The organism is Microbacterium sp. MTN4-26 (genome assembly GCF_042846595.1).
Taxonomy (GTDB): Bacteria; Actinomycetota; Actinomycetes; order Actinomycetales; family Microbacteriaceae; genus Microbacterium; species Microbacterium luteum.
Genome location: NZ_BTGO01000002.1, coordinates 1 through 26,576 on the forward strand (window position 1 = coordinate 1; position 26,576 = coordinate 26,576).

A 26,576-nucleotide genomic window follows, 5' to 3' on the forward strand; every position below is an offset into this window, starting at 1 on the left:
TCGCTGCGCTCCTCGCTCAACGACCGGGGTGGGTGGCCGATCCTCCCGGTCCTCCCTCCCGATCCGGTCGTTGAGCGAGCGCAGCGAGACGAAACGCGGCCGCTCCGGGGCCGTCGTTGCCGGATCGTGACCTCCTCGCGCCTCCCGTTACAGATCGTTAACGAACGGCAACATCGCAGAGACGTCGGCGCGACTAGGTTGTGATCACTGGGTGGGCGCCCGAGCCTTCCCGTGAAATCACACACAGCAAGGAGCAACATGAGCGTCATCACACGTTCGCGCGCGACCACTCTCGGCGGCCTGGCCGTCGTCGGTGTGAGCGCTCTCGTCCTGGCGGGTTGTGCCGGGGGAGGCAGCGACGACAGCGGCGACAGCGGCGATGCGGCCGGTCCCGTCGAAGACATGACCCTGACGATCGGAACGGCGCTTCCGCAGACGGGAAACCTCGCGTTCCTGGGACCGCCCGAAGAGGCGGGTGTGGCCTACGCCGCGGCGCAGATCAACGAGGTCTCCGACACCACCGGCCTCAGCATGGACGTCGTCTACGGCGACTCGGGTGACACCGACAACAAGGCCTACGAGACCGAGATCCCGCGCCTGCTGGGCGAGGACGTCTCCGCGATCATCGGTGCCGCCTCGTCGGGTGTGTCGCTGCAGTTCATCGACCAGGTCACCGGCGCCGGCGTCATCCAGTTCTCGCCGGCGAACACGTCCGACGCGTTCACGACGTACGACGACGGCGGCCTGTACTTCCGCACGGCCCCGTCCGACGTGCTGCAGGGTGAGGTCCTCGGGAACCTCATCGCCGCGGACGGCGCGCAGACCCTCGGCATGATCGTGCTGAACGACTCCTACGGCACCGGCCTCGCCGGCTACGTGCAGGAGGCGTTCGAGGCGGCCGGTGGCGAGGTCGTCGCGCAGCCGACGTACAACACCGGCGACACGACGTTCGACGCGCAGATCAACGAGGTCCTCGCGGCCGACCCCGACGCCATCGCGCTGATCACGTTCGAGGAGATCACCACGATCCTCCCGAGCCTGTTCGGACAGTTCCCGGCCGAGAACATGTACTTCGTCGACGGCAACCTGTCCAACTTCGGCGACGAGTTCCCGGAGGGCTCGCTCACCGGCGCCAAGGGCACGCTGCCCGGTCTGTCGATCGACACGCTGGGCGAGTTCACCGGCGAGCTGGACGCCTTCCTCGAGGAGGAGGGTTCCGACCCGCTCGAGGAGTACAGCTACGCGGCGGAGTCCTTCGACGCCACGGTGCTGCTCGCGCTGGCCTCGCTCGCTTCGGGATCGACCGACCCGGCGGACATCGCCGCGTCGCTGCAGGAGGTCTCGGGTGGCACCGGTGACGGGGAGACCTGCACCTCCTACGCCGAGTGCGCCGACATCATCGTGGGCGGCGGCACCGCCGACTACGACGGCGTCTCCGGTCCGATCACGTTCGACGAGGTCGGCGACCCGACCGAGGCGTCGATCGGCATCTACGAGTACGGCGACGACAACACCTACGCCGCCTGGCAGGGCTGATCGTCTCGCACCCACGGAGGCCCCGTGAGCTTCGGCTCGCGGGGCCTCCCGCCGTATACCGGCGTGAGCCGGGGTCGCGGGCGTCGGGTGTCGAGCTCAGGCGCCGGTGGACGGACGGGGCACGTGCTGGTCGACGAGGATCGGGTTGCCGTCGGGGTCGACCACGGTGAAGCTCGCGGGGCCGTCGCCGGTCTCGTCGGCGGACTCGACGAACTCCACGCCGTGCTCGCGAAGGGTCCGCTGCAGATCGCGCACGTCGGTGAACGGCTCCTCGGTCGGTCCCTCGGCGGACCAGCCGGGCGTGAAGGTGAGGATGTTCCGGTCGAACATGCCTTGGAACAGCCCGATCACCGTCGTGCCGTTGCGCAGCATCCGCCACCCCGACGCGGCATCGCCGCCGAACGCCTCGAAGCCGAGGCGCTCGTAGAAGGCCGTCGACACGGCCAGATCCCTCACGGCCAGGCTCAGGGAGAACTCGCCGAGGTCCACGCGTGCGTCATCGCTCATGGCGCCGACGATACGCCTTCGGCGGGCGCGCGTCAGGCGCCGAGCGTGCCCAGGTAGAGCTCCGTCACCTTGGGGTCGTTCAGCAGCTCGCGGCCGGAGCCGGTGTAGGCGTCACGGCCCTGGTCGAGCACGTAGCCGCGATCGCAGATCTGCAGACAGCGGCGCGCGTTCTGCTCGACCATGATGCACGTCACCCCGGCCTTGTTGATCTCGGAGACGCGGATGAACGCCTCGTCCTGCCGCACAGGCGAGAGACCGGCGGACGGCTCGTCGAGCAGCAGCACTTTGGGGTCCATCATGAGTGCGCGGCTCATCGCCACCATCTGGCGCTCGCCGCCCGAGAGCGACCCGGCGCGCTGCTTGAGCCGCTTGCCGAGTTCGGCGAAGATCCCCGTGACGAACTCGAGCCGTTCGGCGTAGACCGACGGGCGCTGGTACAGGCCCATCTGCAGGTTCTCCTCGATCGTCAGGGAGGGGAAGACGTTGTTCGTCTGCGGGATGAAGCCCACGCCCCGGGCGACGAGCTTGTTCGCCTTCAGACCCGTGATGTCGTCGCCCTCGAGAGTGACCGTGCCGCTGCGCACGTTCACCTGACCGAAGATCGCCTTCAGAAGGGTGGACTTGCCAGCGCCGTTGGGTCCGATGATGCCGATCAGCTCGCCCTGGTGTGCGACGAGGTTGCAGCCGTTGAGGATGTTGACGCCCGGCAGGTAGCCGGCGTGCACGTCTTCGACGGAGACGACGGTGGTGCCGGTGGTCGTGGCGGTGCTCATCGCTCGTCCTCCTCGTGGTGGTGCCGCTTCGGGGCTTCCTCGGCCTCGAGCTCGGCTTCCGCTTCGGCCTCGATGTCGGCCTTGGACAGGCCGGAGGCCGATGCCGCCTCGCCCTGCACCGGGATGCGGCCGGTGACCTCACCCAGGTCGACGTCCTGGTGGGCGCCGAGGTAGGCGTCGATCACGGCCGGGTCCCGCATCACGGAGTGCGGATCGCCCTCGGCCACGATCTTGCCCTCGGCCATCACGACGACCCAGTCGGCGATGTGACGCACCATGTGCATGTCGTGCTCGACGAAGAGGACCGTCATCCCCTCGTCCTTCAGGTCGAGGATGTGGTCCAGCAGCGACTGCGTGAGCGCCGGGTTGACGCCGGCCATCGGCTCGTCGAGCATGACGAGCGTCGGATCGGTCATGAGCGAACGCGCCATCTCGAGCAGCTTGCGCTGACCTCCCGAGAGGCTCGCGGCGAAGTCGGCCGATTTGGTGTCGAGCTTGAACTTCTGCAGGATGCCCATCGCGCGGGTCTCGATGTCTTTGTCCTGCTTGCGCCAGAGCGGCGGGAACAGACCGCCCCAGAAGCTCTCGCCCCGCTGGCCGGTCGCGCCGAGCTTCATGTTGTCGAGCACCGTGAGCAGGCCCAGGGCCTTCGTCAGCTGGAAGGTGCGCACGAGACCCATCCGGGCCACCTTGTAGGCGGGAACGCCCGCGAGATCGCGTCCGTCGAAGCTCCACGTGCCCTCGTCGGGCTTGTCGAATCCGGTGAGCAGGTTGAACAGCGTGGTCTTTCCGGCACCGTTCGGGCCGATGAGGGCGGTGATCGCCCCGCGCGGCACCTCGAGGTGGTCGACGTCGACGGCGTGCACGCCGCCGAAGGATCGGCGCACGTTGTCGGCGACGATGATCGGGTCGACCTTGGCGCAGCCCGGTGCGGCGTCGCCCTTGTGCAGGCCCGTTGTCTTGGGGCGCGGCGTGGGAGAGGTCATCGTGGGCGGCTCGGCGCCTGCCGGCGTATCACTTGACAAAGGTCAGCTCCTTCTTGTTGCCGAGCAGGCCCTGCGGCATGAAGATCACCAGCAGCATCAGGGCCACGCCCACGAGGATGAATCGCAGCGTCGCCGCCTGGATGGCCGACATGCCGAACAGCAGACCGGCCGAGGCCATCGCGGGAAGGACGTTGGAGAGGAAGGTCTGCAGCACCCAGAAGATGAGCGACCCGAGGAGCGGACCGAACACGGTGGCGGCGCCACCGAGCAGGAGCGCGGTCCATACGAAGAACGTCAGCGACGTCACGTACACGCCGGGGCTGATGGCCGCCGGCAGGGCGTAGACGATGCCTCCCGCGGCGGCGATCACGCCACCGAGCACGAGGGTCTGCATCTTGTAGGCGAAGACGTTCTTGCCGAGCGAGCGCACGGCGTCCTCGTCTTCGCGGATGCCCTTGAGTGCGCGACCCCAGGGGCTGTGGGTCAGCATCCACACCACCAGCACCGCGAACGCGAGGGTGAGCAGCCCCATGATGCGCACCCACCACTGGGTCTCGTTGTACATCCACGGGCCGAAGCCGTACGTGCCGTCGGGGATCGGGTTCGATGCCCGGAAGCTCGCGTGATAGCCGCTCAGTCCGTCGGCCGAGCCGGTGACGTCGTCGAAGGCGGTCGTGAGGAACAGCAGTCGCACGACCTCGGCCGCCGCGATCGTGACGATCGCGAGGTAGTCGCCTCTCAGCCGGAGGGTCGGAATACCGAGGATGAGCGCGAAGATCGCCGCGGCCACCAGCCCCAGGATCGCCGCGAGCCACCACGGGAGCCCGAAGGTGAGGACGGAGATCGCGTAGCCGTAGGCACCGATGGCCATGAAGCCGGCGATGCCCATGTTGATCAGGCCGCCGTAGCCGAAGTGCATCGCCAGACCGAGCGCCGCGAGGGCGTAGCCGATCGTGGCGGGGCTCAGGATCGAGCTTGCCGAGTTGGAGAGGATCTGAAGCCAGTCCATGGTCTGCGCCTAACCTATTCTCTCGCGTCGACCGAGGATGCCCTGTGGTCGGAACAACAGGATCACGATCAGGATGAACAGTCCGCTGGCGAACTTGAGGTCCGCCGGGATCCACAGGCTCGACGCCTCCACGACGATGCCGACGATCAGCGCGCCGATGAGGGCGCCGTATGCCGTGCCGAGGCCGCCGAGGACGACCGCCGCGAACATCAGCAGCAGCAGCTGCGCACCCATGTCCCAGCGGATTCCGGGGCGGTAGTACGCGTAGAGGATGCCGGCGAGGCCCGCGAGCGCTCCGGCGAGCACCCACACCACGCGCACGACGTAGTCGACGTCGATGCCGGATGCGGCCGCCAGAGACGGGTTGTCGGAGATCGCCCGGGTCGCCTTTCCGATCCGCGAGCGGGTGAGCCAGAAGGCGAAGATGACGATCACGACGATGGAGATGACGATCGACGCCATGTCGATCACGCTCATCTGCACCGCGCCGAACAGCGGGATCTTGGGGGCCGAGGCGCCCGGGAGCTGTGCGGTGCCGCCGCCGATGAAGAACTGGAAGGTATAGCGCAGGGCGAGGGAGAGGCCGATGCTGACGATCATCAGCTGCACCACCCCGACCCGGCGTCTGCGGAGCGGTCGCCACAGCGCCGCATCCATCACCAGTCCCAGAGCCGCGCTCAGCACCACCGCGAGGGGATAGCCCAGCCACCACGGGAGGGCGAGGCTCGCAGGACCGACCAGCACGAAGGCGACGATGGCGCCGAAGGTCACCATCTCGCCGTGGGCGAAGTTCGAGATGCCGGTCGTGCCGTAGACGAGGGTGAGGCCCACGGCGGCAAGGGCGAGCATCAGGCCGAAGCTGATCCCCTGCACGACGCGCTGCACCAGCTGGTCGAAGAAGGAGGTGACGTTGCGCTCGCCCTCTCCGATGAAGAAGTTGACCGCCGCGAACCCGCCGGGGCCCACGACCACCTCGAGCACGTTCGGGGTGTCGTCCTCCGGGTCGACGACCGCGATGCCCTCGGGGAGGGAGTTCTCGTCGAGGGTGACGGTGTATTCGTTCTCGTCACCGCGCTCGGGGACCTGAACGCTCCACTGGCCGTTCTCGTCCGTCTCCACCTCCTGCGCGCCGCCGGGGCCGTCGATGACGAGGATGATGCCGGGCAGGGGCTCGCCGTCCAGCTGGACGTTCCCGCTGATGCGGTAGGGGTCGCCCTCCGCGGCGCTCGCCGGCGCGGACGCGGCGAAGACGCCCAGCAGCGCCAGCATCAGGCCGATGACGACCGATAGCGCCCGTAGGCGCGATCGAGGTGTCGCGATCGTGGTCGAAGGACTCACTGAACCTCCCAGCTCGGCACACCAGCGCGCCGAGCTCAGGTCGCATCGGCCGTGATGATCGACGGTACGAGCGTAATGTGTCGTCGTTGTTTCGGGCCAACGACACATTCGTGGCCTGCATCTCGTTTTGATCTCGAACGGCGGAAGCGCTCCCGCGCGGCGCCCGGATCGAGCGCTCCACCCCATAGGGGTGCCGGGAATGCGACGCGGCGCGCGCGCCTTAGAATCGACGAGTCGAGAATTCTCGGATCGACACGCCGTCACCCCGATCTGCACGCGCCCGACGGCGACGGGCGCAGGAGGACCCATGGAGCACCACGACCCCTTCGGCTTCGTCGGACTGACCTACGACGACGTCCTGCTGCTGCCGGGACACACCGACGTCATCCCGAGCGAGGCGGACACCTCCAGCCGGGTCACTCGCCGCATCACCGTGGCCACCCCGCTCATCTCCGCCGCGATGGACACCGTCACCGAGACGCGCCTCGCGATCGCGATCGCGCGGGAGGGCGGCATCGGGATCATCCACCGGAATCTGTCGATCGCCGACCAGGCGGCAATGGTCGACCGCGTCAAGCGCAGCGAGTCGGGAATGATCACCGACCCGATCACGACAACGCCCGAGGCCACGATCGAAGAGGTCGACGGGCTGTGCGCGCAGTACCGCATCTCGGGTCTGCCGGTCGTCGACGCCGAGGGGCGTCTGGTGGGTATCGTGACCAACCGCGACATGCGCTTCGTGTCGGGCTTCGAGCGTCAGACCACTCTCGTGAAAGACGTCATGACGAGCGAGGGCCTGGTCACCGGGAACGTGGGCATCGGCGCGAACGAGGTCATCGCCCTGTTCGCCGAGCACCGCGTCGAGAAGCTGCCGCTCATCGACGACGAGGGCAAGCTCGCCGGCCTCATCACCATCAAGGACTTCGACAAGAGCGAGAAGTATCCGCTGGCGACCAAGGACGAGCACGGCCGCCTGCGCGTCGGTGCCGCGATCGGCTTCTTCGGGGATGCGTGGGAGCGCGCCGAGGCCCTCCGCGACGCGGGTGTCGACGTCGTCGTGGTCGACACCGCCAACGGGCAGTCGGCGGGCGTGATCGAGATGGTGCGGCGCATCAAGGGCGATCGGTCGTTCGACCACATCGACGTCATCGGCGGAAACGTCGCGACCCGCGAGGGTGCGCAGGCACTCATCGACGCGGGCGTCGACGCGGTGAAGGTCGGTGTCGGCCCGGGGTCCATCTGCACCACGCGCATCGTCGCCGGCGTCGGCGTGCCCCAGGTGACGGCGATCTACGAGGCCTGGCTGGCGGCGCGTGAGGCAGGCATCCCGGTCATCGCCGACGGCGGCCTGCAGTACTCCGGCGACATCGCCAAGGCCCTCGTCGCGGGTGCCGAGAGCGTCATGATCGGATCGCTCCTGGCCGGAACCGACGAGTCGCCGGGCGAGGTCGTCTTCCAGGGCGGCAAGCAGTTCAAGCTCTATCGCGGGATGGGTTCCCTCGGCGCCCTGCAGACGCGCGGCAAGAAGACGTCGTACTCGAAGGATCGCTACTTCCAGGCCGATGTGCCCAACGACGACAAGCTGATCCCGGAGGGGATCGAGGGGCAGGTGGCCTACCGCGGCCCCGTCTCCGCGGTCGCCTACCAGCTGGTCGGCGGCCTCCGTCAGTCGATGTTCTACGTCGGCGCGCGCACGATCGACGAGCTGAAGGCCAAGGGGAAGTTCGTGCGCATCACCTCTGCGGGGCTGAAGGAGTCGCACCCGCACGACGTGCAGATCGTCGTCGAGGCGCCCAACTACAAGCGCTGACCTCGCGCGCTTGCGGCGCCGCGCCGCGAGGCCCGGAGCCCGCGCCGCGCGGCGCCGAGGTCGGAGAGTCGCGCCGATGTCGGACGATTTGCGCAGGATCCTCCGACATCGGACCGATGCTCCGACGTTCCGCCGGGGCGACAGCGGCGTACAGTCGGCGGCATGTGCCGGAACATCCACACGCTCCACAACTTCGAGCCCGCGGCGACGAGCGACGAGGTGCACGCCGCGGCGCTGCAGTACGTGCGCAAGATCGCCGGGACGACGAAGCCGTCGCAGGCGAACCGCGATGCATTCGACCGTGCCGTCGCCGACATCGCTCATGCCACGCAGCACCTGCTGGACGACCTCGTGACCAGCGCGCCGCCGAAGAACCGCGACGAGGAGGCGGCGAAGAAGCGCGCCCGCGCCGAGGCCTCCGGGCGCTACTCGGCCGCCTGACCCGCCCGCGTCTGCCCCGCCCGCGGCGCCTGACCGCCCGCGTCTGCCGCGACATTCTCTGCCGCCGCATCGTCGGAGAATCGCGTCGATGTCGGACGATTCGCGGCGAATCCTCCGACATCGGCCCGTTTCTCCGACATCGGCGGGGGAGGGGATGCGCCCGGCGGCCGGATGCGGCGGGCGGGCGGCGGGGGGTGCGGCGGGCGCGGGGCAGGGATGCCCGGCGGCTGGATGCGGCAGCGCCGGCCGAGGCGGCAAAGGCGCCGGGGGCAGAGGGATGCGGCGGGCGGGCGGGTAGGCTGGCCCGGTGAGCATGGAGATCGAGATCGGCCGCGCCAAGCGGGCCCGCCGCGCGTTTACGTTCGACGACCTCGCCGTCGTCCCCTCGCGCCGCACGCGCAACCCGGAGGACGTCTCGACCGCGTGGACCATCGACGCGTTCTCCTTCGACATCCCCGTCATCGGCGCGCCGATGGACTCGGTGGTGAGCCCCAAGACCGCGATCATGCTCGGCCAGCTCGGCGGACTCGGCGTGCTCGACCTCGAGGGGCTGTGGACTCGCTACGACGACCCCGAGCCGCTCCTCGCCGAGATCGCGTCGCTGCCGGACGACCAGGCGACCCGTCGCATGCAGGAGCTGTATGCCGCACCGATCCAGCCGGAACTGGTGCGGGATCGACTCTCCGAGATCCGCGCGGCCGGTGTGACCGTCGCCGGTTCCCTCACGCCGCAGCGCACGCAGGAGCTCTACGAGACCGTCGTCGCGGCCGGGGTCGACCTCTTCGTCATCCGCGGCACCACCGTCTCGGCCGAGCACGTGTCATCGGTGGCGGCGCCGCTGAACCTGAAGAAGTTCATCTACGACCTCGACGTGCCGGTCATCGTCGGCGGTGCGGCGACGTACACCGCCGCCCTCCACCTGATGCGCACCGGCGCCGCCGGTGTGCTCGTGGGCTTCGGCGGGGGCGCGAGCTCGTCCACCCGCGCCACCCTCGGCATCCACGCACCCATGGCCACGGCGCTCGCCGACGTCGCCGGCGCCCGTCGCGACTATCTCGACGAGTCCGGCGGCCGCTACGTGCACGTGATCGCCGACGGCGGGGTGGGAACCTCGGGCGACCTCGTCAAGGCTCTCGCGATGGGGGCGGATGCGGTCATGCTCGGCGTCGCTCTCGCGCGCGCGACCGATGCCCCCGGCCTCGGGTACCACTGGGGCCCGGAGGCGCATCACCCGAAGCTGCCCCGCGGACGCCGCGTGGCCGTGAACCAGCTCGCCGACCTCGAGTCGGTGCTGTACGGTCCGGCTCCGGTCGCCGACGGCACGGTCAACCTCATCGGCGCCTTGAAGAAGTCGATGGCCACGACCGGGTACTCAGACCTGAAGGAATTCCAGCGCTGCGAGGTCGTCGTGGCGCCGTATCAGGCCGGATGACCACCGCCGACCCGCACCCGGCACCACCGGAGGTCTTCCCGCCGACGCTGCGCGAGGTCATGCTGCGCCCGCGCTGGCTCGGCGTGCTGGCCCTGTGCCTGGTGGTGGCGGGCGTGTTCGCGTGGCTCGGACAGTGGCAGCTCTCCCGCGCGGTCGACATGCAGCCGCTCCCCGAGGGTGTCACCGAGCAGGTGCAGCCCATCGACGACGTCGTGCAGCCGGGGGAGTACCTGCCCGAGCCGCTCGTCGGGCAGCGGGTGACCGTGACCGGCGCGTTCGTCCCCGACGACTACATCGTCGTCTCCTCGCGCTACAACGACGGTGTGGAGGGCTACTGGGTGACGGGTCAGTTCCGCGTCGCGACCGCCGAGGCGCCGACGTCGCTGGCGGTCGCCGTCGGGTGGGCGGCCACCGAGGAGGAGGCGCTCGCCGCCGCAGAGCAGCTGTCCGAGGATGCGGCTGAACGACCGAACGATGCCGCGGCGCTCGCACTCACCGGCCGGCTCATCTCCGACGAGGGGCCCGTCCCGCCGCCGCAGAGCGCGGATCCCCTCACCCTCACCCGCATGTCGCCGGCCGCGCTTCTCAGCCGGTGGAGCGACGCGGACGGCATCGACGTGTACCGTCCGTACCTGGTGTCGGAGACGGCATCCGAGCCCCTGCAGCAGATCACCACGCGCCCGCCCGATCAGGGATCCGGTGTGAACTGGCTCAACATCTTCTACGCCGCCGAATGGGCGATCTTCGCGGGCTTCGCGTTCTACATGTGGTACCGCCTGGCGCGCGATGCGTGGGAGAAGGAGGTCGAAGACCTCGAGGATGCCGCGGCTGCGTAGCGCGGAACGGGGTGTCTGAGGCGCCGACTAGAATCGATGCATGCCGCGCGCCCCGAAGCTCTCCTCGTTCCCGGCGATCCGCGGCGCTCTGAAGTTTTACCAGGTGGCGTCGATCATCACCGGTGTCGGCCTGCTGCTGCTGGTCGCCGAGATGATCCTCAAGTACACGCCGCTGCACGTCGAGCTGTTCGCCGGCGGGTCCGGCGGAGCGCTGTGGTTCGCGACGGTCATCCCCGGTGCCGATTGCCAGTGGTGGTCGCTGTTCGCGCCGATGACCAACGACTGCGAGATGGTCTCCACCGGCGACGGGCTGAACATCTCCCTGTTCATCCTCGTGGCGCACGGCTGGTTCTACGTCGTGTACCTGTTCGCGTGCTTCCGCATCTGGAGCCTCATGCGCTGGCGCTTCGGCCGTTTCATCGTGCTGGCCCTCGGCGGCATCGTGCCGCTGCTGTCGTTCTTCATGGAGGCCCGCGTCGCGCGCGAGGTGAGGGCCTACCTGCGACAGCGTGAAGACGACGAGCTCCACACCCATGCCGCGCACTCGACGCTGACCCACGAGATTCCGACGGAGAACCACCGGTGACAGAATCCCCCGACCACATCGATCGCACCGATACGTTCGACGGCGCCGACACGAGCCCGTCGATCGAGGGTGACACCGAGTTCCGCCCGGTGCTCGTCGTCGACTTCGGTGCCCAGTACGCCCAGCTCATCGCCCGCCGCGTGCGCGAGGCCGGCGTCTACAGCGAGATCGTCCCGCACACCGCCACGGCCGAGGAGATCGCCGCGCGCGAGCCGCTCGGCATCATCCTCTCCGGCGGTCCCTCGTCGGTGTACGAGGAGGGCGCGCCCTCGCTCGATGCCGGCGTGTTCGACCTCGGGGTTCCGACGCTCGGCATCTGCTACGGATTCCAGGTGATGGCCCGCACGCTCGGCGGCGAGGTTGCGAACACGGGCCTGCGCGAGTACGGCGCGACGGATGCGGCGCTCTTCGGCGACGGCGGCGTTCTACTGGGCGGCCAGCCGGCCTCGCAGAACGTGTGGATGAGCCATGGCGACCAGGTCTCCCGTGCGCCCGAAGGCTTCGACGTGCTCGCCTCCACCGATGCCACCCCCGTGGCCGCCTTCGGCAACGACGAGCGCCGCATGTACGGCGTGCAGTGGCATCCCGAGGTCAAGCACTCCGACCACGGCCAGGCGGTGCTGGAGAACTTCCTGCACAAGGCGGCCGGCCTTCCCGCCGACTGGAACAGCGGCAACGTCATCGCCGAGCAGGTCGAGAAGATCCGCGCGCAGGTCGGCACCGGCCGCGTGCTGTCGGCGCTGTCGGGCGGCGTGGACTCAGCCGTGTCGACGGCTCTCGTGCACGAGGCGGTCGGGGACCAGCTCGTCGCCGTCTTCGTCGACCACGGGCTCCTGCGCAAGGGCGAGCGCGAGCAGGTCGAGCAGGATTACGTGGCCTCCACCGGTGTGCGTCTCGTGACCGTCGACGCTCGTGAGCAGTTCCTGCGTGCGCTCGAGGGCGTGAGCGACCCGGAGGAGAAGCGCAAGATCATCGGGCGCGAGTTCATCCGCTCGTTCGAGAAGGCGCAGGCCGACCTCGTCGCCGAGGCGGCTGCCGACGGCGAGCCCATCCGCTTCCTCGTGCAGGGCACGCTCTATCCCGACGTCGTCGAGTCCGGCGGGGGCACGGGCACGGCCAACATCAAGAGTCACCACAACGTCGGCGGGCTTCCCGAAGACCTGCAGTTCGAGCTCGTCGAACCGTTGCGCACCCTGTTCAAGGATGAGGTGCGTGCGATCGGACGCGAGCTCGGGCTGCCCGAGGTCATCGTCGCCCGCCAGCCGTTTCCGGGGCCCGGCCTCGGCATCCGCATCGTGGGTGAGGTCACCGCTGACCGCCTCGAGATCCTGCGTGACGCCGACGCCATCGCCCGCGAGGAGCTGACGAAGGCGGGGCTCGACGGGGAGATCTGGCAGTGCCCGGTGGTGCTCCTGGCCGACGTGCGCTCGGTCGGCGTGCAGGGAGACGGCCGCACGTACGGGCATCCGATCGTGCTGCGACCGGTCTCGAGCGAAGACGCGATGACCGCCGACTGGACCCGCCTGCCCTACGACGTGCTGTCGAAGATCTCCAACCGCATCACGAACGAGGTGTGCGAGATCAACCGCGTGGTGCTGGATGTGACGTCCAAGCCGCCGGGGACCATCGAGTGGGAGTGAGCTCCCACTCGAGACGGATGCGGTGGCACTCGGTCGCGCCAGCGGCCGAGTGGGAGTGAGTCGAGGCGGGTCACTGCCGCAAAGCGGCGTTGAGGCTCCTGCGACTCCGATCGAGTAGGCGGCGAAGCCGACGTATCGAGATCTCCCGAGACGGCTTCAGACGCGACGGCGGGAGTCGAACCCGCAACGCGATCGGGTATGAACCGTCGCCCGGGACCGCCCGGATCGCCGCGATACCGCCACGTTAGCGTCGGCGGAGAGCGGGGCGAAGAGTGTGTCGCCCCGTGACAGAGCCGCGGTGGGCGACGGCCTCATGAGCTGTCGCGCCACGGCCGGTGAGAGGGGATGGTCGTGGGGCGCTCGTGCCGCTCGTGCGGGTGCTGTGGCACCTGGCTCTCCGCCGGTGCACCCGTCTCCTCGTCGACCACCATCGTGCGGGAGGGCGCTCTCACGACGTCGCGGTCGGCGAATCGTCGGCCCGTGATCGTCACCGGCGTCAGGCGGAACACGTGCGGCTTGTAGCGCGGACTGGCCGTCAGCAGGCGCGAGACGCCGCTGCGCTCGATCTCCGTCGCGTCGCCGACCCGTTCGGCTCGACCGCGCAGCACGACGCTCCACCAGCCGTCATCGTCGTGACCGTCGACTTCGAAGGCTGAGGCCGGGTGCGTCGTCAGGCGCACCACCTTCGTGTCCGAGGCGGTGCGGAAGTAGACCGCGCCTTCGTGCGCGGCGATGTTGACGGGGAAGAGGTCGGGGCCGCCGTCGTCGCGGATGATCGCGAGCCTCCCGACGCTCTCGCCCTCGATGCGCGTCCAGCACTCGGCGGTGCTGAGGTGGTGCGGGGCGGAAGTCATGTTTCTGCTCCTTTCCCGGTGGGTGCTTCCAGCATCTCGCTCCCGCGCTGCCGGTTCAAGGGCTCGGGCTGTTGTTGCGCCCGGCCCATGGGTCATACGTGGCGATCAGTTCCTCCTGCGGGGGTCGATCGGCCTCGTCGACGTGCTGCAGGTTCACCCGGACGCGGTACCAGAGCGAACTCGAGCCGCGCATCCCGTCGATGAGCACGTCTGCCGGGTGCAGCTGGGCGGCCGCGGCGGGGTGTGATGATCGCCACGTCTCGAGCGCATCCTGCGCCTCGGGCTTGGTCTTCGTGCGGGCCACCTCGATGAGCGGCATCGTCGATGCCCGCCGTCCGGAACCGTCGGTGCGCCGCGGCGGTTTCTCCGCGGGACCCAGGTCATCGGCGAGTCGCAGCAGGGCGGTGAGGTCCCCGGCGGCGGCGTCGATGCCGTCGTGCGGGTCGCCGATCTGCGCGAAACGCTCGGGCACGGTGCGGGCGGTGAACTCGGCCGGGCGACGTTCCCGCACCTCGTCCCAGTGCAGCGGCGTCGACACGCGCGCATCCGGAACCGGCCGGATCGAGTACGCGGAGGCGACCGTACGGTCCTTGGCGTTCTGGTTGAAGTCGACGAAGACGCTCTCGCCGCGCTCCTCCTTCCACCAGCGAGCCGTCGCCAGGCCGGGCGCCCGGTTCTCGACCTCGCGGGCGATCGTCTCGGCGGCCCGGCGAACCGCGGCGTAGTCCCACGAGGGCGTGATGCGAACGAGGATGTGCATCCCGCGGGAGCCGCTCGTCTTGGGCCAGCCGGCCAGGCCCACGTCGTCGAGCACGTCGCGGGCGACGAAGGCGACATCCACGATCTGCGCCCATTCCACCCCCGGCATGGGGTCCAGATCGATGCGGAGCTCATCGGGATGGTCGAGGTCTTCGGCCCGCACGGGGTGGGGGTTGAGGTCGAGGCATCCGAGGTTCGCAACCCAGGCGAGCCCGGCCGCATCCCGGATCACGGCCTCCTCAGCCGAGGTTCCGCGGGCGTAGTGGAGCGTGGCGGTGTCGATGAACAGCGGGTGGTTCTCGGGCACGCGCTTCTGGAAGAAGGGTTCGACGTCGATGCCGCGGGGGAAGCGCTTGAGCACCATCGGGCGTCCGGCCGCGCCCCGCAGAGCGCCGTCGGCGACGGCGAGGTAGTACCGCACGATGTCGATCTTCGTCAGGCCGGCTTGCGGGAAGACCACCTTGTCGGGGCTCGTGATCCGCACGTCGGTGCCGTCGACGTCGATCACCTCGGCCGGGCTCTTCGCGGGTGTCATACGCCGGACGCTACTCGGCCCGCCTCGCCGCGGCCACCGCTTGCCTCCCGCCCCCGCCTGTGCCCACGCGCGTACCTCTGCCCACGCGCCTGCTGCAGCCCGGCCTGCCCCGTGTCCTAACTCAGGCTCGGTGCGCAGGCGAGGCCCTGGATTCCCTCTCCCACCGGTGCCGTCTTCTCTCTCAGCCTGAGTTCGGGCACGTAGGCGGCGGGCGAGGTAGGCGCCGTGCGCCGTGGTTCGGGCACGTGGGGGCGGGTGAGGCCGTCTTGCTGGGGCGGGCGCCCGGTTCAGGTGCCGGGGGCGGGTGAGGCAGGCGCGCCGGGTTCAGGTGCCGGGGGGCGGGTGAGGCCGGCTTGTCGGGGTTCGGGCGCCCGGTGAGGCCGTCTTGCCGGGGCGGGTGAGGCTGGCTTGCCGGGGCGGCCGCTGGCGGCCGCTGGCGGCCGCGGTGTGCCCTAACTCAGGCTCGGCGCATGCCGGCGTGCGGAATCGGCGTCGACTCGGCGGTCCTCGCCTGGCGCAGCCTGAGTTAGGACCGGTGGAGGAGGAGGAGAAGGAGGGCGGGGAGGAGGAGAAGGAGGGCGGGAAGGAGGAGGAGGAGGGCGGGAAGGAGGAGGAGGGCGGGGAGGAGGAGGACCGAGGGGTGGACGACGAAGGGCCGCCCCGGTGGGGACGGCCCTTCGTGTGCGTGCGCGGGTCAGTTGCTGCCGCGGATGATCGCGATCATGCGGAGGATCTCGACGTACAGCCACACGACGGTGACCATGATGCCGAAGCCTCCCAGCCAGCCCATCTGACGGGGGACGCCGTTGCGCACGCCCTGCTGGATCTGGTCGAAGTCGAGCACCAGGGAGTACGCCGCCATGATCACCACGAGCACACCGAGGATGAGGCCGAGCGGGATGCCGAAGATCGTCTCGCTGCGCAGGCCGAACGCGTTGTCGGTGACGCCGAACAGCATGAGGCCGACGTTGACGAGCGAGAAGACGAGGTAGCCGACCATCGCGATGAGGAAGATCTTGGTGGCGCGCTTGGAGGCGCGGATCTTGCCGCTGGCGAACAGGGCCAGCGTGACGCCGACGACGACGAGGGTGGCGAGGGTCGCCTGCGTGACGATCCCGGGCCAGATGAACTCGAAGAAGGCCGAGATGCCGCCGACGAACAGTCCCTCGGCCGCGGCGTAGGCGAAGATCAGGCCCGGCCGCACCTTCTTGCGCGAGGTGAAGATCACCACGAGCGACAGCACGAATCCGACGAGCCCGCCGACGATCATCGGCAGCACGGTCGGGTTGGGGTTCTGCGCGGTGACCGGAGACATCGTCCAGATCCAGCCGACCACAGCGCCGACCACCAGGATCGCGAACAAGCCGATGGTCTTGGCGACCGTGTCTTCGATCGTCATGCGGCCGGTGTCGGTGGAACCGGCAGACGGGGCGGAGTACATGCCCTCGAGGTTCGCCTGCGCGGCGGCGTCGGTGCCGGCACGCTGCGCGGTGGCGAACTGCGTCGAGCCGCCGAGGTTCGCCGCGTTCGCACCTCCCGGGTAGCTCTGCACGGCTCGCGGGTCCTGGAACGCCGGGTTGTTGAATGCGGGGTTGTTGAGGGCCACTGCTCTCACACTCCAAAGTCGCGGGGTTTCACAGCATCGTGCTGTTATCCAACACTAACGGAACCGCGCTATTCCGCGGCAGAGGGCGGCTGTGAGAGGACTATGAACGGATGCCCCTCCCGGGCCTCGTCCGCGGGCGCGTCCCGGGCACGCGTAGCCTGATCCCGTGACCCATCCCCTCGTGATCGGCCACCGCGGCGCGCCCGGCTATCGCCCGGAACACTCGCGGTCGTCGTACGAGCTCGCGCTCGCGCAGGGTGTCGACGCGGTCGAGCCCGACGTCGTCGTCACGCGCGACGGCGTGCTCGTCGTGCGGCACGAGAACGAGATCTCCGGAACCACCGACGTGGCGCAGCGGCGCGAGTTCGCCGATCGGCGAACCACCAAGACGATCGACGGTGTGGCGTGGACCGGATGGTTCGTCGAGGACTTCACCTGGGATGAGCTGTCGACCATCCGCTGTCGTGAGCGACTCCCCGATCTCCGGCCCGACAGTGCGGGGTACGACGACGGTGAACCGGTGCTGCGCCTGCGTGACGTGCTCGATCTCGTGCGCGAACGCGGCGGTGGGCGCGTCGGTGTCGTGCTCGAGATCAAGCATGCGACGTACTTCGCCTCGCTCGGGTGGGATGTCGCATCCCTCCTGGTCGCCGAACTCGCCGCGGCGGGATGGACCGAGGGGGCGCCGCCGCTCACCGTCGAGTCTTTCGAGCCGACCGTGCTGACCGACCTCCGCGAGCGGGGACTGGCGGCGGCATCCGTGCTACTGCTCGATGCATCCGGCAAGCCCGCCGATCTCGTGGCGCGCGACGTGTCGGCAGCGCCCACCTACGCTTCCTTCGCCGAACCGAAGGGACTCGATCGCCTCGTCGGGGCCGTCGACGGCATCAGCGTGCACAAGCGGATGCTGCTCGCGTCCAACGCGCTCGGGCTCGCCGCCGGTTCCGTCGGGCCTGCGCTGAACCGACCCCGCGTCGTCGTCGACGCCCACGCCCGGGGCCTGTCGGTCTTCACGTGGACGTGCCGCCCCGAGAACGTCTTTCTCACCCGGCGGTTCCGTACCGGCGGCGGTCGCGCCGCGCACGGCGACTGGCGTGCGGAGTGGACTCTGCTGCGCGACGCCGGCGTCGACGGCGTCTTCGTCGACCATCCCGACCTCGGCGTCGAGGTCTTCCGCGCCTGACCGCCCCACCCCGCGGCCGATGTCGGAGAATCGCGCCGATGTCGGAGGTTTCCGGCCGCATCCTCCGACATCGGGCAGATTCTCCGACCGGGCGGGTGACGGATGCGTAGGGTGCTGGTCATGGGGGAAACGCATCAGGATGATGCCGGCGGCATCGTCGTGTCCGATCTGCGCCGCTCGTTCGGCACCGTGCAAGCCGTGCGCGACGCCGGCTTCACGGCCGCTCCGGGGCGGGTGACGGCGCTCGTCGGTCCGAACGGATCGGGGAAGACGACGCTGCTGCTCATGCTCGCCTCGCTCTTGGCGCCCGACGCCGGCTCCATCCGCATCGCCGGCCTCGACCCCGCCGTCGATGCGCAGGCCGTTCGCGGTCGGCTCGGATGGATGCCGGACGCCCTCGGCGCGTGGGGAAGCCTGACCTCGCGGGAGACCCTCATCGTCACCGCCCGGCTGTACGGGATGCCGGCGGATGCGGCCGCCGCCCGCGCGGAGCACCTGATCCACGAGGTCGACCTCGCCGCGCTCGCCGACGCTCCGGCGCGTGTGCTGTCGCGGGGGCAGAAGCAGCGGCTCGGCCTCGCACGCGCCCTGGTGCACGACCCTCCGGTGCTGCTCCTGGACGAGCCGGCCTCGGGCCTGGACCCGCAGGCTCGGATCCACCTGCGGGTGCTGCTGCGTCGGTTCGCGGCGGAGGGGCGCACGGTCCTCGTCTCCAGCCACATCCTCAGCGAGCTGGAGGAGATCGCCGACGACGCGGTGTTCCTGGTGGAGGGACGCACCGTGAGTGCACCGCCGCGCGAGGGCTCGACCGCGACGACGCCCTGGCGCATCCGCGTCGTGGGGGATCCCAAGAAGGCGATCGAGCCGGTCGCCGCGGCCCTCGGCATCGAGCCGTTCGCCGTCGGGTTCGACCGTCGAGAGCTCGTGGTGCCGTTCGCGGGGGAGGCGGCGGCAGCCGAGGCCCTCGCCCGCATCGTCGGCGCCGGGGTGCCGGTGGCCGAGTTCGCCCCCGCGCACGGCGACCTCGAGCGCGCGTTCCTCGAGCTGAGCCGCGATGCGGATGCCGCGCCCGACCGCGCGGACGGCGACGAAGAAGCGGACGGCGACGAAGGAGATGTCGCATGAACGCCCAGCGGCTCGGCACGCTCATCCGCCTCGAGCTGACCCAGCGCACCCGCAGTGTTGCGTGGTACGTGCTGCTGAGCGTCTTCGCCCTGCTCCTGGTCATCGTCAGCGTGCTGTCGTTCCTGGGGTGGCAGTGGGTGCCGGAGCCCGGCGCCGCCATCTACTCCACGGTCGTGGCGTTCACGCTGCTGCTGGTCGTGCTCGTCTCTCCCACCTTCAGCGGGAATGCGATCAACGGCGACCGGGAGGCAGCGACCCTCGCGCCCGTGCAGGTGACCCTCGCCACCACGGGTGAGATCGTCATCGGCAAGTTCCTCGCCGCCTGGATCGCCGGTCTCGCCTTCGTCGCGGTGTCCGTGCCCTTCCTCGTGATCGCGACGTTCGCCGGCGGTGTCGACCTCATCACCGTCATGATCTCGCTGGCCGTTCTCGTAGTCGAGATCGGCGTGCTCGCCGCGATCGGGGTGGCCCTGAGCGGCATCCTGTCCCGTCCGCTCTTCTCGGTGGCGACCGCGTACCTCGTCGTCGCCGCGCTCGTGATCGGCACGCTGATCGCGTTCGCGCTCGCGGGGGCGACCATCCGCACCGAGACGACGCATCAGACCCGCACCTACGACTGGTCGTCGGTGGGGCCGAACGACGATCCGCCGTGCGCGCCGGGGCAGTCCTCGACGGCGGCGTATCCCTGCGACGAAGACGTCGAGTGCGGTGAGTGGGAGACATACACCTCCGAGACACCGCGCTTCGATCGGGTCTGGTGGATGCTCGCGCCCAACCCGTTCGTCATCCTCGGCGACGCCGCGCCCGGCCGGTTCGACGCGAACGGCAACCCCCAGGACGTCTTCTCGCAGCTGAAGACGGGCATCGCCTACGCGCAGCAACCGCCCGAGCTGGAGACTCAGTGGGACGAGTGCGCGCCGCTGTCATGGACCGAGCAGGACTATCAGACCCCCGAGGAGGTCGTCACCCAGTCGGTGCCGAGCTGGTTCGTCGGCCTCGGACTGCAGATCGTCCTCGCCGGCGGACTCCTGGCGTGGGCCTGGGCACGCACCCGCACGCCGGCGGGCCGTCTGCCGCGCGGCACCCGCATCGCCTGATCCTGCCCGCCCGCTGCCGCGCCCGGCTGCCTCGGGCCTGCCTCGGCTGCCTCATCCCACCCGCCCAGCCCAGCCCCGCCCGGCCCGGCTGCCTGCTGGCCTCGGGCCCGCCTCCGACATGCATGCGTGGGGCTGGGGCCAGGCGCCGGAGGCCGCGGCGGCTGGGGCCTGGGGCGGCTGGGGTCAGGGGCGGGTGAGGCTGGCGAGCAGGCGCTGGGCGGTGAGGGCGGTGTCGTGCCAGGACGGCAGGGCACGCCCCGCGCGCGCCGTGGCCGCGGACATGTCCGCTCGGCGGGCCGGATCGGCGAGCAGGATGCGCAGCGCGTCGGCGAAGGCGGCCGGATCCTCGGGTGGAACCAGCAGTCCCGCATCGGCGGGCACCGTGTCGGGCACGGCGCCGGTGCGGCACGACACGATCGGCAGGCCGCGGGCGAGGGCCTCGTCGAACACCAGTCCGTAGCCCTCGTACCGTGTCGCGAGTGCGAAGACCGCCGCCTCGCGCGCGAGGGCGTCGCGCTCGGCATCCGAGACGGCGCCGGCCAGCCGCACACGACCCTCGAGTCCGAGTTCGCCGCGCAGACGCGCCAACTCGGCGGCGTGGGCCGGGTCCCACGCGGACCCGACGATCACGGCGCGCCAGGGCGCATCCGTCACGCGTGCGAGGGCGCGCAGCAGCACGTCGTGTCCCTTGCGGGGGTGCTGGATGCCGACCGACAGCACGAGCGGCGGATCACTCGGCGCGCGTACCCCCGTCGGCCGATCGGTGCCGGGTCGCGCGACCGTGATCCGCTCCGGGTCCGCGCCGTATTCCGACACGAGCATGCGCCGGGTGTGCGGGCTGGGGACGAGCACGGCGTCGGCGCGACGGAGATTGGCCCGCTCGGTCTCGAAGAGGTACCGGCGCCGCTCCGCGGTGAGACCCTCCTCGAGGGCGAGCGGATGGTGCACCATCCCGACGACCGGGGCGGCGATGGCCGCGAGAGCCTCGGGCGAGAGGGAGCCGAAGACGAACCCGTCGACGATCAGCGGACGATCCGGCGGCACCGCCGCCAGTGCCGCCGCGGCCTGTGCGTGGTCGTCGGGTGTGGGATCGGGGAAGGAGCCGCCGAGCCGGATGAGCTCGGTCGGCGTTCCCGCGTCGCGCAGCCCGTGCAGGAGGCGCTTCTCGTAGAGGTAGCCGCCGGTCACCGTCTCCAGGTCGCCGGGTACGGCGAAGGCCGCCTCGATCACGTCGCCTGCTCCGGCGCGTACACGCGCAGCACGCGCGCCTCCACGGCGCTCACGAGGGCGTAACCGAGCGCCGAAAGCGCCGTCACGACGACGACCGCGCCGGCGAGCAGGTCGTATCCCGAGCGCGACGCCGCCAGGGCCATGAGGCTCCCCACCCCGGAGCCCAGCGCGAGCCACTCGACCACCGTGACCGCCAGCACCGCCGCCGGCACGCTCATCCGAGCCGCCGCGAAGAACGCGGGGAGCATCGCGGGGATGCGCACGCGCACCAGCTGCACCCTCGCCGGGGCGGCATAGGACCGCAGCACATCGAGCGCCTGGCCGGGGGCTCGACGCAGGCCCTCGAGGCACGCGATGAGGGTGGGGAAGAACACCATGACCGCCACCAGGGCGACGCCCCCGACCGCACCGCGGCCGAGCAGCAGCACGACCAGGGGAGCGGTCGTGACGATCGGCACGGCGCGCAGGGCGATCGCGAACGGCATCGACACAGCTGCCGCGCGCGGGGCCAGGGTGAGCACGATCGCGAGTCCTGCCCCGGCGGCCAGGCCCGCGAGATACCCCGGCACGGCGAGCGCCGCGGTCTCGCCGATCGCGGCGGCCAGCGCGCCGACGACCTCGCCGTCGTCAGCCGTTCCCGACAGGATCACGACGACGTCGGCGGGCGTACGGGCGAGGAACGGGCTCAGGCCGATCGCGTGGATGCCGCCCCACCACAGCACCAGCAGCACGGCGGCCGCTCCGACCGCGGTCAGGAGCGCGTCGCGCGTGCGATGGCGACGGGATGCGGGGGCGCGGGCCGGCGCGAGGATCAGCGGCGGCCTGTCGCCGTCGACGCGTCGGCCCAGCGCGCCGATCGCGGCGTAGGCGATCACGGACACGGCCGTCGCGATCACCGCGAGGGCCCAGGTCAACTCGATGTCGAGGTCACGGGAGGCGCGGAGGGTCAGCACACCCATTCCGCCGGCGGCTCCGGTGAATTCGCCCACCATGGCGCCCAGGAAGGCGGCGGGCGCTGCGATCTGGAGCCCCGCGACGAGGTAGGGGACGGCGGCCCGGGCGCGCACGTAGCGCAGCTGCGCCGCGCGTCCGCGACCGTAGCTGCGCACCAGGTCGAACCAGGTCGACGGCGCCGCCCGCACGCCCACCAGCAGCGGGATCATCGTGGTGTAGTACACCGCGAGCGCGGCGAGCACGATCTGCGGCCCGTCGCCCGGGCCGAAGACGACGCGCAGCACCGGGCCGGTCGCGACCAGCGGCAGGCAGAACACGACGAGGGCGACGACCGTGATCACCCGCTCCGTGAAAGGTGCGAGCACCGCCAGCGTCGCGAGCAGCACGGCGGCGAGGTTTCCGAGGACGAATCCGATCAGAGCCGCCCGCCCGGTGGTGAGCAGCGCGCGCCACAACAGGTCGGCGTCGGTCCACATCGTGACGGCGATCTCGCTCGGCGCCGCCAGCACGTATGCACCGCTCAGCGCACGCGCCGACGCCTCCCACACCAGCAGCACCGCGACGAGCACGACGGCGATCCCGACGCCTCGACGCGCGCCGTACCGCGTCGGGGCAGGGGTGCCGACTGCCGGCACGGTCACGGCCGCGCGCCGGCTTCCGGTGCGGGCCGGCGCGATCGCGCGAGGGCATCGGCCACGGTGTCGACCAGCCGTTCGAAGGCGGGATCGTGCGCCATCGCGTCGGTGCGCGGGTGCGGCAGCGGCACCGGGATGTCCGCCACGATGCGCGCCGGACGGGGGCTCAGCACCACGACGCGATCGGCGATCCGCACCGCCTCGCGCAGTGAGTGCGTCACGAGCAGCGTCGTCGTGCCGCGGCGTCGCCACAGCGGCGGCAGCTCGGACACGAGGTCGCCGCGGGTGATCTCGTCGACCGCGCCGAACGGCTCGTCCAGCAGAAGCAGGCGCGGTTCGGCGACGAGGGCGCGCGCGATCGCGGCGCGCTGTCGCATCCCGCCCGACAGCGACGCCGGGCGGGTGTCTTCGAACCCGTCGAGTCCGACCCGGGAGATCATCGCGTCGACCGCGGCTCCATCGGCCCGGCGTCCGGCGAGCGTGCGGGCGAGGGCGACGTTGCGACGCACGGTGCGCCACGGAAGCAGCGACGGATCCTGGAACGCCACGGCCAGTTCGCCGCGGGCGGCAACGCTCGCCGGGTGGTCGCCGTCGATGCGCACCTCGCCCGTGGTCGCCGTTTCGAGGCCCGCGATCATGCGCAACAGCGTCGACTTGCCGCATCCGGATGGTCCGACCAGGGCGGTCGTGCGACCGGACTCCAGCACCAGGTCGAGCGGTGCGAGCGCCTCGGTGCCGTCGGGGTACGTCTTCGAGGCGCCTCGCACCTCGACCCGCGGGCCGGGAGCGGTCTCAGGCGCCATGCACCTGCTCCAGGACGGATCGGTCCCACAGCGACGCGTCGACGTCCTGCCCGAGGAGGGCAAGGGTCTCGATGTTCTGCGCGACGGACTCGTCGGACCACCAGCCGAAGCCGTTCGCGTCGGTGGTCCCCGAGAACATCAGCGGCACCTGTCGCTCGGCCTGAAGCCGCTGCGTCTCGAGGTCGAGCCCCGCGTCGGGGAACATGTCCACGGCGAGCTGGGCGGCGGCGTCGGTGTCTTCGCGGTAAGCCTCCCATCCGCGCACTTCACCGCTCATGAGGGCCACGAGGTCGTCGCGCCGGTTGGCGAGGGAGTCCTCGGTGGCGATGTAGGTCTGCGAGTGCAGGGCGTAGCCGTAGTCGGCCATCAGCATCGTGACGCTGTCGACGCCCTGCACGGCCATGGCGACCGGCAGGTCGGTCTCCCAGCACAGCAGGCAGTCGACCTCGCCGGCGAGGAGCGGTTGAGCGGAGTACTGGGTCGGCACGATCTCGATCGCCTCGATGTCGACGTCGTTGAGGGTGCACAGCGTCTCGAGCACCGGCGTGTTGGCGGTGGCCATGCCGATGCGCATGCCCGCCATGTCGGCCGGCTCGTTCACCGGCCGGTCCGGCAGCGAGGCGATCACGAAGGGGTTCTTCTGCATCGCGACCCCGATGATGCGGAACGGGGCGCCCTCGGCGACGGCCGCGGCGGTGTAGTCCGCGGCGGAGACCCCCACCAGCGCGGTACCCGCCACGACCGGCGGCTCCACCGGCGCGTTCGGTCCACCCTGCAGCAGGTCGACCTCGAGACCGGACTCCTGCCACCACCCGCGATCGAGCGCGATGTAGCTGCCGCCGAACTGCACCGAGTGCAGCCACGACAGCTGCAGGCTCGCCGCGCGCGTCGCCGACGGCGAGCCGCCGGTGCCGGGCATGCTGCATGCCGCGCCGACGATGCCGATGGCGCCGACGAGCCCGGCCCCGAGGAGGGTGCGGCGGGAGAGGATCAGTCGATCGTTCATGGATGCTCCTCCGAGAGCGTGGTGTGCGGTGCGTTCGGGCGTGGGATGGGTGCGGATGCGGTGGCGCGGCCCGACGCCGGCGGTTCGGGTGCGCAAGCGGGGCCCGATGCCGTCGGTTCGGCGGCGTGCCGAGCCGTCCACAGGGCGGCGAGGCCCGGAAGCGTGGCGACGAGCGCGACCACGCCGAAGGCGATGCTCGAGGCGAGGGCCTGCGCGCCCGTGATCCCGGCCACCGGGAGGAGCGCCACCGCCGCGGTCTCGCGCACCCCCCAGCCTCCGATGGAGACCGGCAGCAGCATCGACAGCAGCACGAGCGGCACGAGTGTCGCGACCGCGCCGACGGGGAGCGCGGCCCCGACGGCGGCAGTGCAGCACCAGAAGGCCGCGAGCAGGCACGCGACGGCCACCATGCTCAGGGCGGCCTGAGCGCTCCGCACGCCCGGTCCGGTGGTGCTGCGGTGCATGCCGTCCGCGACTCGGGCGGCCCACGCGACGTGTCGGCGGGCGAGCACCCGTGTCGTCATGATCAGGGCGACGAGCACGAGCACCGCCCCGGCGATCCCGATCGAGACGCCGGCCAGCCACGGCCGCGGGAGGGTGAAGCCGCCGGGGAGGGCGGCCGTGACGACCACCCCGACGACGAGGACCACGGCCAGTGCCGCCTGCCCGATCCCGCGTTCGACCGCGACAGCGCCGGCGGCCACGCGCAGGGTCGCCCGGTGACGCGACCGTGCGGCGCGGCCGACGTCTCCGAGCACGCCGCCGGGGAGGGCGGAATTGATCAGCTGCGCGAGGAAGTACTCCTCGACAGCCGTGCGTGCCGACAGGTGCAGGCCCAAGGGCGCTGCGGTCACCTTCCAGCGCCACGCCGCGAAGATCGTGTGGGCGATCAGGAGCGCGACGGCCAGGGCGAGCCATCCGATGTGCGCGGTGGCCAGCAGGTCGGCGACGTCGGGGCCGCCGACGACGCGCCACAGCAGGACCAGGAGGACGACGGTGACGACGGCCTGCGCGGTGCGGATCCACCGCGTGCGCCGACGGGCGGGCCGCCCCGAGTCGGTCACGCCCGACGAGCTTTCGACCGTGGCACGCGCGCGCGGCGCAGGGCCACGACGTCGCTGCCGAACGACCACAGCAGCAGCCCGGCTGTCACCCCGACCATGGCCAGTGCGACGGGCGCAGGGAGGAACGGCACCTGCAGCACGAGCAGGGCCACGAGCTGCAGCACGCACACCACCTTGCGGCTCGCGCGGTCGGCCAGCGGCCCCTTCAGCCAGGGGGCGGCCAGTGCCGCGGCTCCGAACGCGTAGCGCGGCACGCCCAGGAGCACCGCCCACGCTCCGGCCGGTCCGGCGGCCGCCAGCAGAGCCAGGACGAGCGCGAACGCCGAGTCGACCTCCATGTCGAACGCCGCACCGAAGCGAGAGGTGAGGCGCTGACGCCGCGCGAGGTATCCGTCGACGCCGTCCAGGCACAGCGCGATCGTGCCGAGGGCGAGGACCGCCACCGGCTGCGTCGCCCCGGCGAAGAGGATGCCGGCGAGCACCGCGACGACCCCGAGACGCACGAGGGTCACCGCGTTGGCGGCGCCGACCCGGCCGTGACCGTGGTGGGCCCGGAAGCCCGCGATCGACACCACGAGAGCCGCGACCAGGAGGGCGACGGCGCCGCCCGCCGCGGGCGCCGGAAGACGCAGCGACGCGATGATCGCGACGGTACCGGCGACGCACACCGCCGACAGTGAGATGAATCGTCGCAGCGGAGGCAGGCGCGCGGCGGCGCGCGGGGACGCCGACGGGGAGAGCCGCTCTGCCACGGTCATGTCGGCACGCTAGCAACGCGGTGCCCGCCGCGCCCAGCACCTGACCCGGTCGGGTCGGCTGTGGTAAAGACGC

At 70.9% G+C, this 26,576-nt stretch carries 24 protein-coding genes and 1 tRNA gene; 10 read left to right on the forward strand and 15 right to left on the reverse strand.

Going from position 1 to position 26,576, the window contains the following annotated elements; genetic code table 11:
• The first annotated feature begins 258 nt into the window (after positions 1-258).
• A complete protein-coding gene (locus ACGG9C_RS01585; RefSeq protein ID WP_194383644.1) occupies positions 259-1,536 on the forward strand; it encodes an ABC transporter substrate-binding protein in 1,278 nt (425 codons plus the stop codon).
• Positions 1,537-1,632: 96 nt separating this feature from the next.
• Here the strand turns inward: ACGG9C_RS01585 and ACGG9C_RS01590 are convergent, their stop codons facing one another.
• Genes ACGG9C_RS01590 through ACGG9C_RS01610 form a run of 5 tightly spaced genes read right to left on the reverse strand, consistent with a single transcriptional unit; the run spans position 1,633 to position 6,080 of the window.
• Complete coding sequence (locus ACGG9C_RS01590; RefSeq protein WP_228480804.1) at positions 1,633-2,043, reverse strand: VOC family protein; 411 nt, start codon at positions 2,041-2,043, stop codon at positions 1,633-1,635.
• Positions 2,044-2,075: 32 nt separating this feature from the next.
• On the reverse strand, positions 2,076-2,816 hold the full coding sequence (locus tag ACGG9C_RS01595; protein ID WP_071046040.1) for an ABC transporter ATP-binding protein: 741 nt from the start codon (positions 2,814-2,816) through the stop codon (positions 2,076-2,078).
• Positions 2,813-3,802 carry an ABC transporter ATP-binding protein gene (locus ACGG9C_RS01600; protein ID WP_194383643.1) on the reverse strand — a complete coding sequence of 330 codons (990 nt, stop codon included), beginning with the start codon at positions 3,800-3,802 and terminating at the stop codon, positions 2,813-2,815. The genes ACGG9C_RS01595 and ACGG9C_RS01600 overlap by 4 nt, the downstream gene beginning before the upstream one ends.
• A gap of 28 nt (positions 3,803-3,830) precedes the next feature.
• Positions 3,831-4,811: a branched-chain amino acid ABC transporter permease gene (locus ACGG9C_RS01605; RefSeq protein ID WP_071046043.1), complete on the reverse strand. Its 981-nt coding sequence runs from the start codon at positions 4,809-4,811 to the stop codon at positions 3,831-3,833.
• Between the two features lie 9 nt (positions 4,812-4,820).
• Positions 4,821-6,080 carry a branched-chain amino acid ABC transporter permease gene (locus tag ACGG9C_RS01610; RefSeq protein WP_194385562.1) on the reverse strand — a complete coding sequence of 420 codons (1,260 nt, stop codon included), beginning with the start codon at positions 6,078-6,080 and terminating at the stop codon, positions 4,821-4,823.
• A gap of 376 nt (positions 6,081-6,456) precedes the next feature.
• On the opposite strand from ACGG9C_RS01610, the gene guaB reads away from it, so the two are divergent.
• The 6 genes from guaB to guaA all read left to right on the forward strand — a co-directional run bounded on the left by guaB (position 6,457) and on the right by guaA (position 12,894).
• Positions 6,457-7,959 carry an IMP dehydrogenase gene (gene guaB / locus ACGG9C_RS01615; RefSeq protein ID WP_071046046.1) on the forward strand — a complete coding sequence of 501 codons (1,503 nt, stop codon included), beginning with the start codon at positions 6,457-6,459 and terminating at the stop codon, positions 7,957-7,959.
• 162 nt (positions 7,960-8,121) lie between these two features.
• Positions 8,122-8,400, forward strand: a complete 279-nt coding sequence (locus ACGG9C_RS01620; RefSeq protein ID WP_194383642.1) for a DUF2277 domain-containing protein — start codon at positions 8,122-8,124, stop codon at positions 8,398-8,400.
• A gap of 313 nt (positions 8,401-8,713) precedes the next feature.
• On the forward strand, positions 8,714-9,832 hold the full coding sequence (locus ACGG9C_RS01625; protein ID WP_071044579.1) for a GuaB3 family IMP dehydrogenase-related protein: 1,119 nt from the start codon (positions 8,714-8,716) through the stop codon (positions 9,830-9,832).
• Positions 9,829-10,668 (forward strand): SURF1 family protein, encoded by an 840-nt coding sequence (locus tag ACGG9C_RS01630; protein WP_228480802.1) that lies wholly within the window; start codon positions 9,829-9,831, stop codon positions 10,666-10,668. Before ACGG9C_RS01625 ends, ACGG9C_RS01630 begins: the two co-directional genes overlap by 4 nt.
• 40 nt (positions 10,669-10,708) lie before the next feature.
• Positions 10,709-11,254 carry a DUF3817 domain-containing protein gene (locus ACGG9C_RS01635; RefSeq protein WP_071044581.1) on the forward strand — a complete coding sequence of 182 codons (546 nt, stop codon included), beginning with the start codon at positions 10,709-10,711 and terminating at the stop codon, positions 11,252-11,254.
• Between the two features lie 62 nt (positions 11,255-11,316).
• A complete protein-coding gene (gene guaA / locus ACGG9C_RS01640) occupies positions 11,317-12,894 on the forward strand; it encodes a glutamine-hydrolyzing GMP synthase (protein WP_194385560.1) in 1,578 nt (525 codons plus the stop codon).
• A gap of 160 nt (positions 12,895-13,054) precedes the next feature.
• Here the strand turns inward: guaA and ACGG9C_RS01645 are convergent.
• From ACGG9C_RS01645 to ACGG9C_RS01660, 4 genes are all read right to left on the reverse strand, one after another.
• Positions 13,055-13,127, reverse strand: a tRNA-Met gene (locus tag ACGG9C_RS01645).
• Between the two features lie 78 nt (positions 13,128-13,205).
• Positions 13,206-13,748 (reverse strand): pyridoxamine 5'-phosphate oxidase family protein, encoded by a 543-nt coding sequence (locus ACGG9C_RS01650; RefSeq protein WP_071044582.1) that lies wholly within the window; start codon positions 13,746-13,748, stop codon positions 13,206-13,208.
• A 55-nt stretch (positions 13,749-13,803) separates the two neighbouring features.
• Positions 13,804-15,042 carry a non-homologous end-joining DNA ligase gene (gene ligD / locus ACGG9C_RS01655; protein ID WP_194383640.1) on the reverse strand — a complete coding sequence of 413 codons (1,239 nt, stop codon included), beginning with the start codon at positions 15,040-15,042 and terminating at the stop codon, positions 13,804-13,806.
• Positions 15,043-15,736: 694 nt separating this feature from the next.
• Positions 15,737-16,648 carry a Bax inhibitor-1/YccA family protein gene (locus ACGG9C_RS01660; protein WP_286718702.1) on the reverse strand — a complete coding sequence of 304 codons (912 nt, stop codon included), beginning with the start codon at positions 16,646-16,648 and terminating at the stop codon, positions 15,737-15,739.
• 166 nt (positions 16,649-16,814) lie between these two features.
• Here ACGG9C_RS01660 and ACGG9C_RS01665 point away from each other — a divergent pair, with 166 nt between their 5' ends.
• From ACGG9C_RS01665 to ACGG9C_RS01675, 3 genes are all read left to right on the forward strand, one after another.
• Positions 16,815-17,831: a glycerophosphodiester phosphodiesterase family protein gene (locus ACGG9C_RS01665; RefSeq protein ID WP_390178140.1), complete on the forward strand. Its 1,017-nt coding sequence runs from the start codon at positions 16,815-16,817 to the stop codon at positions 17,829-17,831.
• Between the two features lie 120 nt (positions 17,832-17,951).
• Positions 17,952-18,956: an ABC transporter ATP-binding protein gene (locus ACGG9C_RS01670; protein WP_390178141.1), complete on the forward strand. Its 1,005-nt coding sequence runs from the start codon at positions 17,952-17,954 to the stop codon at positions 18,954-18,956.
• Entirely contained in the window at positions 18,953-20,053 is a 1,101-nt protein-coding gene (locus ACGG9C_RS01675) for an ABC transporter permease (RefSeq protein ID WP_390178142.1), read from the forward strand. The genes ACGG9C_RS01670 and ACGG9C_RS01675 overlap by 4 nt, the downstream gene beginning before the upstream one ends.
• A gap of 183 nt (positions 20,054-20,236) precedes the next feature.
• Here the strand turns inward: ACGG9C_RS01675 and ACGG9C_RS01680 are convergent, their stop codons facing one another.
• The 6 genes from ACGG9C_RS01680 to ACGG9C_RS01705 are packed head-to-tail and all read right to left on the reverse strand — an operon-like array spanning position 20,237 to position 26,503.
• Positions 20,237-21,283, reverse strand: coding sequence for a glycosyltransferase family 4 protein (locus ACGG9C_RS01680; RefSeq protein WP_228480801.1), 1,047 nt, complete (start codon positions 21,281-21,283; stop codon positions 20,237-20,239).
• Positions 21,280-22,878, reverse strand: a complete 1,599-nt coding sequence (locus tag ACGG9C_RS01685) for an ABC transporter permease (protein WP_228480800.1) — start codon at positions 22,876-22,878, stop codon at positions 21,280-21,282. Before ACGG9C_RS01685 ends, ACGG9C_RS01680 begins: the two co-directional genes overlap by 4 nt.
• Positions 22,875-23,675 (reverse strand): ABC transporter ATP-binding protein, encoded by an 801-nt coding sequence (locus tag ACGG9C_RS01690; protein ID WP_194383636.1) that lies wholly within the window; start codon positions 23,673-23,675, stop codon positions 22,875-22,877. Before ACGG9C_RS01690 ends, ACGG9C_RS01685 begins: the two co-directional genes overlap by 4 nt.
• Positions 23,665-24,681 (reverse strand): ABC transporter substrate-binding protein, encoded by a 1,017-nt coding sequence (locus tag ACGG9C_RS01695; protein ID WP_071044590.1) that lies wholly within the window; start codon positions 24,679-24,681, stop codon positions 23,665-23,667. The genes ACGG9C_RS01690 and ACGG9C_RS01695 overlap by 11 nt, the downstream gene beginning before the upstream one ends.
• Positions 24,678-25,745, reverse strand: coding sequence for a lysylphosphatidylglycerol synthase transmembrane domain-containing protein (locus tag ACGG9C_RS01700; protein WP_286795546.1), 1,068 nt, complete (start codon positions 25,743-25,745; stop codon positions 24,678-24,680). Before ACGG9C_RS01700 ends, ACGG9C_RS01695 begins: the two co-directional genes overlap by 4 nt.
• Positions 25,742-26,503 carry a CDP-alcohol phosphatidyltransferase family protein gene (locus ACGG9C_RS01705; RefSeq protein ID WP_194383634.1) on the reverse strand — a complete coding sequence of 254 codons (762 nt, stop codon included), beginning with the start codon at positions 26,501-26,503 and terminating at the stop codon, positions 25,742-25,744. Before ACGG9C_RS01705 ends, ACGG9C_RS01700 begins: the two co-directional genes overlap by 4 nt.
• Positions 26,504-26,576: the final 73 nt, after the last annotated feature.